We start from the raw sequence: 13,654 nt of genomic DNA on the forward strand, positions 1-13,654 counted from the left end.
GTACTCGATGCATGCGAACACAGGTCGCCATCATCGGTGCAGGGCCCGCGGGTCTGCTGCTGTCCCACCTGCTCGGGGAGCAGGGAATCGACTCCGTTCTGATCGAGTCACGCACGCAGGAGTACGTGCTCTCGCGCATTCGGGCCGGCATCCTCGAACACTCGACGGTTCAGCTGCTCGACGACCACGGCCTGGGGGAGCGGTTGCATCGCGAAGGCCACGAGCATCGCGGAATCTATCTGCAGTGGCCGGAAGAGCGGCACCACATCGACTTTCGCGACCTGGTGGACCGAAGCGTGTGGGTGTACGGGCAGACCGAGGTGACCAAGGATCTCGTCGCGGCCCGGGAGAAAGCAGGCCAGCAGATCTTCTACGACGTCTCCGATACCGCGTTGCACGACGTCGAGTCCGACTCCCCGTACGTCACGTTCACCGATGCCTCGGGTACTCCGATGCGGATCGACGCGAATGTCGTTGCCGGGTGCGACGGTTCGTTCGGTCCGAGCCGCGCTGCGATGCCGGACTCGGTGCGCAACACCTGGGAGCGAACGTATCCGTTCTCCTGGCTCGGGGTGCTGGCTGACGTCGCGCCCTCGACCGACGAGCTCATCTATGCCTGGCATCAGGACGGATTCGCGATGCACTCCATGCGATCGTCGGCGGTCAGTCGGCTGTATCTGCAGGTGCCGAACGGGACCGACATCGCCACCTGGTCCGACGACCGAATCTGGGATGCATTGGCACGCAGGCTCGGTCACGGGCAGAACGGCTGGGAGCTCACTCCTGGACCGATCACCGAGAAAAGCGTCTTGCCGATGCGCAGCTACGTGCAGACGCCGATGCGACACGGCAACCTCTTTCTGGCCGGCGACGCCGCGCACATCGTGCCGCCGACCGGGGCGAAGGGCCTCAACCTCGCAGTGGCCGACGTCGCCCTGCTGGCACCGGCACTGACGTCGCTGCTGGGCAAGAACGATTCCCGCGCCGCCGATGCCTACAGTGACGACGCGCTCCGACGCGTCTGGCGTTGCACGCACTTCTCCTGGTGGATGACGACGATGCTGCACACCGGCGACGACCCGTTCGATGCGCAGTTGCAGCTCTCGCAGTTGAAATGGGTTGCTTCCAGCGAGGCCGGGGCAACGGGACTGGCGGAGAACTACGCCGGTCTGCCGATCGGCTTCTGACCCTCGAACTCTGCCGAACTCGAAGTTGTGGACGGAATATGCCCGGAATCCATCCATAACTTCGAGTTCGGCGGGAGCTACCGTCGACGATCCAACACGTAGGTCACCGCCACACCGGCGACCAGTCCCCAGAACGGAGCCCCCAGGCCCGCGACGTCGGTTCCCGAGACGGTGACCAGCAGGGTGATCAGCGGCGCGAGTACCGGACGGCCGGTCGAATCGGAGAATGCGGCGGTGAAGGCTCCGCGCAGTGCCTCGAGCATGGCCAGACCGGCGAGGGCGGCGATGAACGTCGCGGGTACCACGGCCAGTCCGCGCACCAACACCGGTGCCAGTACACCCACGACGATAGCCAGTGCGCCGCAGGTCATTCCGGCGATGTACTGCCGCGACCGTTCACCCACAGCGACGAGCAGTGCGTTGGTCGGACCGGCGAGACACGTCGACACCGCACCCAGCGGTGCGACGAGAAGCGACCACACCCCGCACGCGATGGTGACAGCGGTCATCGGAGGCCGATGGCCCGCGGAGCTCAGGACGGCAGCGCCTTGACCGTTCTGCACCGCGACCACGGTGATGGCGAGCGGTATCACCAACTGCGCCATTGCCGCCCCACTGAACGACGGCGCAACGAGTTCGGGCAGACCGATCAGAGGGAGCTCGGCCGCGGGGCCGGTCAGTGGGGTGTATCCGCCGGTGACCGCCAGCGCAGCGAGACCGGCCACCAATGCCGCCAGCACCGGAGGTATGCGCCTCGACCAGACATCGGATCGTGTCAGGGCCAACCACGCCACGACCATGGTGCCCGCGACCAGTACGTTCGACGAAACGGACTGCACCAGTCCGGTTCCGAACGACAGGAACGCGCCTGCAACCATCGCCATCACCACACTGTGCGGCAGAAAGGCCATCAGCTTCGCGACGACACCGGTGGCACCGAGCACGATGATCAGGACCCCCGTCGCGAGATAAGCCCCGACGACTTCCGGCCAGGTCAGCGACGCCAGCGACTGACCGACCAAAACGGTGCCCGGAATGGTCCAGAAAAAGCTCAGCGGCATTCGGTACACCCAGCTCGCCACCACGGTGAGAATGCCGTTGAGCACGAACACCCCGAACACCCATGACGCCGTCTGCGCGGCGGTGAGCGAGCCTGCTGCCGCGGCACCCATGATCACCGCAACTGGCCCGGTCGCGCTGAACAGCACGCCGGTCGCCCCTGCACCGACGTACAGCCCGCCGAAGTCCGCGCGCAGAGCACGCAGATTCGGCGGGCGACGTTCCGGTAGTTCGCTCGAGGTCGGCCTCTGGGAGATATCTGTCATTCAGCCACTTTCACCGGTTCTTCGATTGCTGGATCGGATCGACGCAGTGCCCGAACCGCAGGGACGGCTGTGGTGACGAGAGCTCCGAGCAGGGCAACGACGGCGAAGATGTAGAACGCCTGCGAGGACGCGATTCCCGCACCGAGCAGGATACCGCCGAGCAGCGGTCCGAGAATGCCGCCGAGGCGTCCGAAACCGGCGCACCATGCGACGCCCGCCGCCCTGGCGGTCGTGGGGTAGTAATTGGAGACGAAGCCGTAAATCAGCACCTGGGTGCCGATAGCGCCGATGCCGGCACCGGCCACGGCGACGAGCAGTACGCCGAGCGGGAAATTCAACGTCAACAACACCAACGACAGTGCGGCAAGGCAGAAGGTGGCGGCGATGACGCGCTGTGGTCCGGTCCGATCGGCGACGCGAGAGGCGATCAATCCACCGATGATGGCACCACCGTTGAGCACCAACAGGAATGACAGCGACCCCTTGGCGTTGTATCCGGCCTCGGACATGATTTGCGGGAGCCAAGTATTGAGGCCGTAGGTCAGCAGCAGGCCGGAGAAGCTCATCAACCCGAGGAGTGCCGTCGGGCGCAGCAGTGGTTTGCGGGCGAGCGCGGCGAATCCGACGCGATCGCCGGCGACTGCGGGCTCGGGCTCGGGCATCGGGATTCCGGTCTTCGCGCAGATCTGCTGGGCATCGGCGACGCGTCCGTGCGCCAACAGCCATCGCGGTGATTCCGGCATACGGAGCACCGCGAGGGGCAGCAGGATGACCAGCGGCAGTGCTCCGATCCAGAACAGTCCGCGCCAGCCGATGCTGTCCTGCAGAGCGATTGCGGCCAGAGAAGCCAAAACGCCGCCGGCGGGGATACCGCTGTAGACGATGGCGTTGAACAGATTTCGACGGCCTGCCGGTGCGAACTCGGCGATCATCGCGCCTACCGTGGCGACGAGTCCGCCGACTCCGATTCCGGTGACGAATCGAAGGATTCCGAAAGCGGTGATGTTCTGGGCCAGTGCGGTGGCCCCCATCCCGACCGAGAACCACACGATGCACGTCAGCATCGTTCGCCGACGCCTGATGCGGTCGCCGAAGGCTCCGGCTGTCAAAGCACCCACCATGACTCCGATGAGAGCGTACGAACCGAGGGCACCGGCCTGCTCGGGGCTGAGAGCACCGAGTTGGGTCGAGTCGGCCAGCAGTGTCGGCAGGACGGTTCCGTACACGACGAGGTCGTATCCGTCGAAAACGATTGCTGCGGTGGAGAGTGCGACGATCCAGATCACGCTACGTCGGTGACGGTCGCTGGCCCAGCCGGCGGCTGCGCTGCGGGGCGTCGGAATTGTCGGTGAGGTCATCGACTGTCCTTCGGTAGAGGGCCCGTCGTGGCGGGCGAATGCGGCACCCGGTCGGTGCAGTACGGCAAGTGTGTCGCACTGTGCCCTGGGTCACACCGGGTAAATGCCTAGGATCGACCCAGGGTTCGTGCCGAAAAGCGCTGTTGCACAATCATGGTGGCGTGCTCTCGGATGCACGGGCCGCGGCGAGTTCGGAACGGGATCGAACGCCGAGCTTGGCATAAACACGCGTGAGATGGAATTGCACGGTCTTCACCGACAGGAACAGTTCCGCGGCCACTTCTCGATTGGTCAGACCCGTTGCGACGAGGCTGGATACCGCGTCCTCCTGTGGCGTCAGCGCGTTGTGCGGCCTGTCCTTGAGGATCGCGTGCACTCCACCCGCCTTCAGCTCGCGGTCGCACCGCCGGACGTACGTCGTAGCGCCGAGAGAAAGGTAGTCGTCGCGGGCCGCGGTGACCACCACGTCGGCTTCGCGTCGCTTGCCTGCCCGCCGCAACGTCTGGCCGTACGCGTAGTTCACGCGGGCGCGGTCGTACACCAGGGGCAGTGGCATGAGCGAATCCAATGCATCCTCGAAAGATGCTCGTGCAGAATCCATGTCGCCCGTTGCGCCGTGCCATCTACCCCGCGCACACGCGAGCCGGGCATGTGCCGATCGGTGGCCGCGCTCTGCCACCCGGGCTTCGTGGGGAGTGAGGAAGGCATCGGCTTCGTCGAGCCTGCCCTCCACGATCAGCGCGTTGGCGTACACGTCCGGCCAGGCCCAGAAGCCCGGCTCGGAGACGTCGGCGTGTGCCCATTGCTGTGTCAGCGGACTCAGGGCGCGCAGGACACCGGCATAGTCGGCCCGAGCCTCGGAGATCGCTGCGCGGCCCAGAGCCGTGGGGACGCGCATGATCTCGTAATCTCTAGCGCCGGATTCACCTCGTCGTGAACTCGCCGCGGCGGCATCCCAGTCACCCCGAAGCGCGTGGATCTGCATGGCCGTCCACTGCAGGAGCGGGACGATGAGGGCGGCACCGGAACTGTCGGCCAGGTCGGAGGCGCGTCCGACTATCCGCAGCGCCGCGTCCCATTCTCCGGTGACGAAATACGTGCGGGCCAACCAGGCGTTGGCCCACAGTGCGATTCGGGTGGAGCCGCCGAGGAAGTCCGTCGGTGCCGCTGCTTCCAGTTCGGACCTCGCCAGCTCCACCGAGTCGGTGGCCAGGTGCAGCCAGCCGGCACCCATTTGCACTCGCTGTCCCACGGCTCCGGTACCGGCCTGTCCCCACAGATCCTCGTAGCTGGCCAATGCTTCTGCGACGCGGCCGGTTCCGGCCAGACCGAGCCCGCGGATGGCCTGCGCCTCGACGGCAGTCGGATGGTCCGAGCCGACGAGTTCGACGGCGCGGTCGGCCCAGTACACCAGTGCGCCGCCGTCGCATCGGGCGAGATTGTGCAGGACCTGGCGATGACAGATGACGGCGGCGACGTCGCGATCGTGGCGGGTTCGGACGAGCTGCCACGCCCGTGTCAATCGGGCGTCGGCCTCCTGCGGGCGGCCCCGCAGAATGGCGAGATAGCCGAGAACGGCGTTGCGGCTCGGTGTTTCGTGCAGACTCTCGATCTCGGCGATGTAGTCCGATGCTCCGCGAACGTCACCGGCACCGATGAGGGCGTCGACGCCGCGCACGAGTCGATCCTCGCGTAGGCCTGCGTCGCCGGACGCTCGGCTCGAGAGCATGAAGAGCCTGGCAGCGGTAGCCCATTCTCCGGTCCGCGCGCGTTCTGCGGCAAGTGATTCGAGCTCGTCGGCCATGTGTGGCTCGGGTAGCAGCGCCGCCTCGGCGCGGTGCGCGAGCCGATCGGCCGGGTCGGATTCGGCGGACGCCGCGGCTCTGTGGACGTCGGCGACGCCGGTTCTGCTCATGGTGGCCAGTACGGCTGCGCGAATCATCCCGTCCGGGCACTCGAGCAGAGTGATACCCGATCGACGGCGCACGAGAACAAGGCCCAGTGCCTCCGCCAGATCGAGTGCAGCACTGGGATCATCGATCTCTGCTACCTCGCACACCGTCGAGACCGGTCGAGCGCCATCGAGCACGGCCACGGCCTGCACCAACCGAACTGTGTCCGCCGAACTCTCGCTCAGTGCCGCTCGCACCGATGCCTGCACGTACTCGGGTGCGGGTAGTTCGGGCCGCACGCCCGTCCACATGTGGCCGGGCAGTTCGGACAGCAGCGCCGACACCTGTTTCGGGCGTCCACCCGTGTGCGCCGTCAGGTGCGCGGCCGACGACGGTGAGAGGATGACGCCGCGCAGCGCAGCGAGTTCTGCGACGTTGTCGCTTCCCAGCGGCTCGACGACGAACCGGGTATCGGCTGCGCGATCGAGTATCTCGTGCGATTCGATGCTCCCCGTGGGCAGAATCCGACGGATGCACACCACGGCAATCTTCGAGTCGCGGTGGCGTCGGACGGTAGAGGCAAGCACGCGAAGCGAATCCGCGTCGGCGTCCTGAGCGTCGTCGATCAACACGGCGGTCACCGAGGGTCCGTTGCTGCCTGCGATTCGCTCCGGCAGCGTCCGGCCGTCGGCGACGTCGATCTCGGGAAAGCACTGATGCGCGATCTCCCACGGCCTGCTCGTCTCCCACGGTACGGCGGACACCTGCCGGACGCGCGGGCGAGGCTCGGCCGCGTCGAGGCGCGCAGCCAGCTCTCGCAGCACCGCGGTCTTGCCGACACCTGCCGCGCCGTCCACGACGACGAACTTCGATCGGGCGTCGGCGTCCTGCACCTCGTCCACCAGCGCATCGAGCAGCTCGCCACGGGCAACGAGCGGCGCGGGGGACATGAGCTCACCGTAGCGGTGACGTGCGGGTACGTCCGGCAATCGAACCGACATCGCGCACACTCAGCCCGGGTCGCCGCCGGCGACGGGGAGCACCGTACCGGTGATGTACGACGCCTCGTCGGAGGCCAGGAAGCAGATCGCCGCGGCCTGCTCGTCCAGCGTCCCGTAGCGCTTGAGCAGGGACGAGTCGACGGTCTGATCGACGATGGCCTGGTACCACTGCTGTTCCTGATCGGTGCTCGGCGCAGGTCCGCGAGCGACTCGGCGCGGCGGTGCCTCGGTCCCTCCGGGCGCGGTCGCGACCACCCTGACCCCGTGCGGAGCCGCCTCCAGTGCGAGTGCAGAGGTGATGGCGTTGACTCCACCCTTGGCCGCGGCGTAGGGAACTCGGTGCACTCCGCGGGTCGCGACCGAGGAGACGTTGACGATGGTTCCGGTGCCTTTCGAGATCATGTGCGGGATCACCGCGCGACACGACCAGAGTGTGGGGAACAGCGAACGCGAGATCTCCTTCTCGACCTGCTCCGGTGGGTACTCCGCGAACGGCTTCGCCCAGATGGTCCCGCCCACCACATGGATCGACACGTCCACTCGTCCGTGCGCTGCCAGCGCCGCGTCCACGGCGCTCGACGCACCGGCCCAGGTTTCGAGATCGGCCAGCACACTGGATGATTCGGTGCCGTCGCGGCCGAGCTCGGCGCTCAGTTCCTCGACGAGTTCGGATCGATCGGCCAGCATCAGGGTGCCGCCCTCCGCGGCGATTCTGCGTGCGACGCACTCTCCGATGCCCTGCGCCGCACCGGTGATCAGGACGACCTTCCCGGCGAACCGGCCCGGGCTGACGAATCTGGGTCGCTTGCTCGCGGCCGAGTCGTGCATGGCGCGCTTCATCGTGGTCTTGGAGCGGTCGGCATGGTCGGCGATCAAGGTGCGGGCGCGTTCTCGGTCGCCTGCCTCGAAAGCGTCGACGATGTCGAGGTGATCCTGGGCGCACAACGGGTCACACCACGTCGCATTGCGAAGCACGTCCTCCATGGCAGCTTCGACCCCGAGGGCCCGATATGCCTGCAGCAGATGCTCGTTGCGTGTCTGGGTGAACAGGTAGTCGTGGAAGGCGGCGTTGGTTTCGGTGTACGCGGCCGCGTCGACGAAGCGATCGCCGTCCACGTAGCGCGTGGTGGCTTCCGCGAGCAATCGGTAGCCCGCGATCTGCTGGGAGCTGAGCCTGCCGATGACCAACTCCAGTGCGCCGAGTTCGAGTGCGCGTCGGGCCTCGAACACCGCATCGGATTCGTGCACCGAAGGATGTTCCTCGCCGATCTCGTAGTCGACGGTGGCTGCGGCAGGCTCGACGCGGTCGAACAACGGCTCGATATCTCGGACCGGCCATATGCGTTGACCGGCGACCGACTGGGCATCGGGTGTGACCGCGAGACCGTCCGAGGCCTCGTCGAGTGGGTCGGCGCTTCCGGTGCCGTGGGAGACGATGCGCTGCCGGGCGATCGAGGTGATGGCGAGGGCTTCGTCGCTCGCCGAGATCGCAGTGCCGGCGCGGAGGGGATTCTCGTCGCGAGCATCGAAGAGCGTTCGGCCGCAGACGGATCGAGCGTCGGTGGCAGGCCGGTCCTCGGTGACGAGGTCTTGCGCTTCGGCACCCGTCGCGGGAACCCGTTCGACCGCAACGGGCGTGGAGTCCACAGCAATCGGCTCCTCGACGGGATCAGGACGCTCGACGGCCGGGGCAGACGGCGCGAACTTCTCGTAGTAGAAGCCGGTCGGTTCGATTCCCGACTCGGCGAAGTGCGTACGCACGGCCTCCACCATCGGCGGAGGACCGCACAGGTAGACGGCAACATCGCCGTCGTACAGGTGTTCCTCGCTCAGCAGCGACGTGACGTAGCCCTTGTTCGCGGCCGTGCTGTTCGGATCCGACACACAGTGATCGAAAGTGAATGCATCGAGTTGCGAGGCGAGTGCGGCCAGCTCGTCGAGGAGTACGACGTCCTCGTCGGTGCTGACGCCGTAGACCAGATGCACGGGACGCGAGGATGATTCGGCGGCCAAGGTGCGCAGGATCGACAGGATGGGAGCCAAGCCGGTTCCGCCGGCCAACAGCAGCGCGGGCCGTTGCGCTTCCCGAAGGAAGAAGCTGCCGTGCGGCCCGGTGAACGAGATCTTGTCCCCGACGGCTGCGGCGTCGGCCAGGTAGGTCGACATCGACCCGTCGGGGGTCAGCTTCACCAGGAACTCGAGCTCGTCGGACCCGGACACGCAGCTGAACGAGTACGACCGGGTCTGCTCCGATCCGGGCACGGTGATGTTGACGTACTGGCCCGGTAGGAAGGTGAGTTCGTCGCCCTGCGGTGCCTCGACGGCCAGGCGAACCGTCGTCGGTGAGAGTCGATCGACTGCGGTGACCACGGTTTCGTGCGTCGCCGCTCGGGTTTTCGCAACCGCGGAGGTGCTGGCGATCTGGAGTACGAGGTCGGACTTCGGAGTCATGCTGCACGGCAGGCAGTAGCCCTGCTCCGATTCGCCGGCGCTGAGCGCGTCGTCGAGGTACGTGCCGCCGTCGAAGTCGCCGGATTCGCACAGTGCCTTGCAGGTTCCGCACGCCCCGTCCCGGCAGTCGAGGGGGATGTTGATTCGCGACCGATAGGCGGCGTCGGCGACGGTCTGGCCGTCGGAACAGGTGATGAATCGGGTTACGCCGTCCTCGAAGGACAGTGCGACGGAATGGCTCACGAGGGGTCTCCTTTCCTGATCAGAAGTGATAGATGTCGACGACGTGGTGGATGTAGTCGTTCTTGAGCACCACGGTCTTGCGGCGGATCAACGGTGATTCGCCCGAGAAGTCGATGGTGTAGAAGGACGTCCCGTAGTACGGATCGATCGTCTTGTATCGGAAGTACATCGTGTGCCAGTTGAAACGCACATCGACCAGGTCGCCTCGGCGTTCGATCACCTCGACGTTGCTGATGTTGTGACTCGTGCGCGGCTCGGGAATCGAGGTGGCACTGGAGCGCTCGGTGCGGATGCGGAACACGCGGTCCTCGAGGCCACCCTTGTTCTCGTAGTAGATCAGCGAGATGTCGGTCTGCGGATCCTCGGTGAGCAGATCGTCGTCGCCCCAGCAGGGCATCCAGTACTCGACGTCGTCGGCGTAGCAGGTGAGCCAGAGTTCGAACTCCCGGTCGTCGAGGTATCGGGCCTCGCGGTAGAGGAACTGCTCGATCGCGCTCTGCGTGACGCGAGTTTCGGTGGAGGTCATGTCATTTCACCCGGCTCTCGGTAGCTGTCCTGTCGATGGCAGCGAGCAGGGTGCTGCGCCAGTAGCCGTGCTGAACGGGGAAGAGTCCCTCGTCCTCGTTCTTGACTCCCGCGGAGATCACCCCGTGCATGTCCAGTGCCTCGGCCACTGGATCCGGCCCGGTCAGCCAGTGCTCGGCACCGCGGCTCATGTCGTTCCACGGCGCATTGGTCGCCTGGAACGTCAGCTGGCAGGAGCGGAATTCTTCCAGGTCGTCGGGGGTGGCCATGCCGGACGCGTTGAAGAAGTCCTCGTACTGCCGAATGCGGTGCGAGCGAGCCTCTTTGCTCTCACCCTTGGGAGCGATGCAGTAGATGGTGACCTCGGTCTTGCTCGGCGCGATCGGGCGGAAGTGCCTGATCTGGGTGCTGAACTGATCCATCAGGTACACGTTCGGGTACAGGCACAGGTTGCGTGAGCCCTTCACCATGAATTCGCCCTTGGCATCGCCGAATTGCTCCTTGAGCGCATCCATCTGGTCCCACAGCGGCCGATCCTGGGGGTTGGCGGCCCACGTCCACAGGCACAGGTGCCCGTTGGGGTAGGACCAGTAGCCGCCACCGGACTTGCCCCAGCCGCCTGCGTCGAGGGCCTTGGTGGTGTTCTTCGATTCGCCGTTGTTGCGCCGCGAGGTGGTCGCGGCATAGTTCCAGTGCACGGCACTGACGTGATATCCGTCGGCACCGTTCTCGGCCTGCACCTTCCAGTTGCCGTCGAAGGTGTAGGTCGAGGAACCCCGCAGTACTTCGAGACCGTCCGGTGATTGATCGACGAGCATGTCGATGACCTTGGTGGTGTCGCCGAGGTGCTCGGCGAGCGTCGATACGTCGTCGTTCAGGCTGGCGAACAGGAACCCTCGGTAGCTCTCGAACCTCGGCACCTTGGTGAGGTTGTGCGAGCCGTCGACATCGAACGTGTCCGGATAGCCGGCACCCTCGGGATCTTTGACTTTGAGGAGTGTGCCGTCGTTGCGAAATGTCCAGCCGTGGAACGGACATGTGAGGGTGGGGCGATTGTCGGTCTTCCGGCGGCACAGCATCGCGCCACGGTGCGCACAGGCGTTGATGAGGCAGTGCAGCTCCCCGTCCTTGTCGCGGGTGATGACCACCGGCTGACGACCCATGTGCACGGTGAAGTAGTCGCCGTTGTTCGGAATCTGGCTCTCGTGGGCGATGTAGATCCAGTTGCCCTCGAAGATGTGCTTCATCTCGAGCTCGAAGATCTCCTCGTCGGTGAAGATGCTCCGATTGGCTCGATAGATGCCGGCGTCGGCATCGTCGATCACCGCTCCGTCGATGGCGGCGTGCGCCTGATCCAAGATTTCCGTCATGGTCGTGTCCTCGCTGTCGTTCGATTCCGCGGCGGTGCAAGTCGCGTGGCGGTTGTCTCCGACTCTGACACCGAGTGGCACCGGTCACACCAGGGCTTTGCCTAGGCTCGACCAGGGTGCCTATTGATCACGTTCACTTATCAATCGACCGGAAATAGGTCTTTGCCGTCGATGGATGTGCGGCTTACTGTGGGCAGGGTCACGCCGAGGAGTACGTCGGCTCGGAACGCGATATCGGAGAGGAAGTCACCGTGGAGCTGCGGCACCTGTATCAGTTCGTGGCGGTGGCCGAGACGTGCCACTTCGGTCAGGCCGCCAAGCGCCTGCATCTGGCGCAGCCGGCGCTCTCCCAGTCGGTTCGTCAACTCGAGGCAGAACTCGGCGTCACGCTGCTCACTCGCACCACACGGCAGGTCAGCCTGACGCCTGCGGGCGAGTTCTTCTACCGCGAGACGGTCCGAAACCTGGAGAACATCGAGCGAAGCACCCACGGTGTTCGACGCATCGCCGAGGGGCGCTACGGGCTGGTGCGTATCGGTTTCACCGGTACCGCTGCCTTCGATCAGCTGCCGCCGATCGCCAGAGCGATCAAGCAGCGCCTGCCCGGGCTCGCACTCGAGGTCCACGGGGATCTGCTCACTCCTGCTCAGGTGGAGGGGCTGCGCTCCGAGCAACTCGACGTGGCGGTACTGCGGCCGCCCGTGGCGGGCGACGATCTGGTCATCCGCACCATCACCACCGAATCTCTTTTGCTGGCAGTGCCCGTCGACCATCGGTACGCCGCCGAGGCCGCACTCGAGGTAGCAGACCTCGCCTACGAGGACTTCGTGATGTATGCGGACTCGCATTCGGTGGTCAACGAGGCAGTTCTACGTAGTTGCCGCGCAGCGGGTTTCAGCCCCCGGCGTGAGCACGAGGCCCCCGACACGTCCGTGTTGCTGGCCCTGGTCGCTGCCGGGCTCGGGGTGGCTCTCGTTCCGGAATCCGTCCGAGCACTGCAACTCACCGGGGTCGTCTTCCGTGACATCGCGGGCGCAAGCACCATAGATCTGGCATTGGCCTGGCATCGCGACCGACCGTCGGCCCTCGTCGACGCATTGGTCGGCGCTCTCGAAGAGGCCGGGGTCCTGCCCCGCGTCGACACGCTTTCTCCATCACCCGACCCGAAGGCAGTTCTATGAAGATCGTTGCAGTCGAGGCGATTCCGTACAGCATTCCGTATGTCAAACCGTTGAAATTCGCCAGCGGAGAGGTGCATGCCGCCGAGCACGTGCTGGTTCGAGTGCACACCGACGACGGTATCGTCGGCACCGCAGACGCGCCCCCACGTCCCTTCACCTACGGCGAAACTCAGCGCGGAATCGTCGCGGTAATCGAAAGCCTCTTCACCCCAGCGATTCTCGGACTGACCCTGCTCGATCGGGAAGTGATCCGTTCCAGGCTGACCCGCACCGTGGGCAACCCGGTGGCGAAGGCTGCGATCGACATGGCCGTCTGGGACGCGCTCGGCCGCACCCTCGACCTGTCCGTCACCGAGATGCTCGGCGGATACACCGACCGGATGCGGGTGAGCCATATGCTCGGATTCGACACTCCGGCAGCGATGGTCGACGAGGCGACTCGAATGCGCGACACCTACGGAATCGAGGTGTTCAAGATCAAGGTCGGTCGCCGGCCCGTAGCCCTCGACACCGCCGTCGTGCGCGCGCTCAGGGAAGGTCTCGGCGAGGGCGTCGAACTGTACGTGGACGGTAATCGCGGCTGGACTGCTGCAGAATCGGCACGCGCCATGAAGGACATGGCCGATCTCGGACTCACCCTTGCCGAGGAACTGTGCCCGGCCGACGATGTTCTCGGTCGCCGCTGGCTGGTGCAGCAACTCGATGTCCCCTTCGTCGCAGACGAATCGGCCACCACGCCTGCCGAAGTGACTCGCGAGATCCTCGGGGGATCGGCGACGGCGGTGAGCATCAAGACCGCCCGCACTGGGTTCACCGACTCGACGCGAATCCATCACCTGTGCGAGGGCCTCGGCCTGGATGTGGTGATGGGCAACCAGATCGACGGTCAACTCGGCTCGGCCTGCACCGTTGCCTTCGGTGCCGCCTTCGACCTGACGTCGCGTCGAGCCGGGGAACTTTCGAACTTCCTCGACATGAGCGACGACCTGGTGACCGAGCCGCTCGAGATCCGCGACGGAGAACTCACCGTCCCCACCGGTTCCGGTCACGGCATCGACATCGACCCCCACAAACTCTCCACCTACCGCATCGACACCTAGCCCCGAGAACGAGGAGTTTCA

General features: G+C 65.7%; 9 protein-coding genes. 3 read left to right on the forward strand and 6 right to left on the reverse strand.

All coding sequences use genetic code 11. From position 1 onward, the window contains the following. The first annotated feature begins 11 nt into the window (after nt 1-11). Nucleotides 12-1,187: a 4-hydroxybenzoate 3-monooxygenase gene (locus R3P95_RS17290; protein WP_068284235.1), complete on the forward strand. Its 1,176-nt coding sequence runs from the start codon at nt 12-14 to the stop codon at nt 1,185-1,187. 77 nt (nt 1,188-1,264) lie between these two features. On the opposite strand, the gene R3P95_RS17295 is transcribed toward R3P95_RS17290, so the two are convergent. From R3P95_RS17295 to benA, 6 genes are all read right to left on the reverse strand, one after another. Then, nucleotides 1,265-2,512, reverse strand: a complete 1,248-nt coding sequence (locus R3P95_RS17295; protein WP_149407156.1) for a benzoate/H(+) symporter BenE family transporter — start codon at nt 2,510-2,512, stop codon at nt 1,265-1,267. Next, nucleotides 2,509-3,870 (reverse strand): MFS transporter, encoded by a 1,362-nt coding sequence (locus R3P95_RS17300; RefSeq protein WP_317548994.1) that lies wholly within the window; start codon nt 3,868-3,870, stop codon nt 2,509-2,511. The genes R3P95_RS17295 and R3P95_RS17300 overlap by 4 nt, the downstream gene beginning before the upstream one ends. A 151-nt stretch (nt 3,871-4,021) precedes the next feature. Then, nucleotides 4,022-6,712 (reverse strand): LuxR C-terminal-related transcriptional regulator, encoded by a 2,691-nt coding sequence (locus R3P95_RS17305; RefSeq protein WP_149407157.1) that lies wholly within the window; start codon nt 6,710-6,712, stop codon nt 4,022-4,024. A gap of 60 nt (nt 6,713-6,772) precedes the next feature. Then, nucleotides 6,773-9,487 carry a benzoate 1,2-dioxygenase electron transfer component BenC gene (gene benC / locus R3P95_RS17310; protein ID WP_223145659.1) on the reverse strand — a complete coding sequence of 905 codons (2,715 nt, stop codon included), beginning with the start codon at nt 9,485-9,487 and terminating at the stop codon, nt 6,773-6,775. Further along, nucleotides 9,477-9,983, reverse strand: coding sequence for a benzoate 1,2-dioxygenase small subunit (gene benB, locus R3P95_RS17315; protein ID WP_149407159.1), 507 nt, complete (start codon nt 9,981-9,983; stop codon nt 9,477-9,479). Before benB ends, benC begins: the two co-directional genes overlap by 11 nt. A gap of 1 nt (nt 9,984) precedes the next feature. Then, complete coding sequence (gene benA / locus R3P95_RS17320; RefSeq protein ID WP_149407160.1) at nt 9,985-11,352, reverse strand: benzoate 1,2-dioxygenase large subunit; 1,368 nt, start codon at nt 11,350-11,352, stop codon at nt 9,985-9,987. 251 nt (nt 11,353-11,603) lie between these two features. On the opposite strand from benA, the gene R3P95_RS17325 reads away from it, so the two are divergent. Both R3P95_RS17325 and R3P95_RS17330 read left to right on the forward strand, forming a co-directional pair. After that, nucleotides 11,604-12,533: a LysR family transcriptional regulator gene (locus R3P95_RS17325; protein ID WP_068054375.1), complete on the forward strand. Its 930-nt coding sequence runs from the start codon at nt 11,604-11,606 to the stop codon at nt 12,531-12,533. After that, on the forward strand, nt 12,530-13,633 hold the full coding sequence (locus R3P95_RS17330; RefSeq protein ID WP_149407161.1) for a mandelate racemase/muconate lactonizing enzyme family protein: 1,104 nt from the start codon (nt 12,530-12,532) through the stop codon (nt 13,631-13,633). The genes R3P95_RS17325 and R3P95_RS17330 overlap by 4 nt, the downstream gene beginning before the upstream one ends. Nucleotides 13,634-13,654 lie beyond the last annotated feature (21 nt).

Origin of the sequence: Rhodococcus cercidiphylli (genome assembly GCF_033042225.1) — a bacterium.
Lineage (GTDB): Bacteria > Actinomycetota > Actinomycetes > Mycobacteriales > Mycobacteriaceae > Rhodococcoides.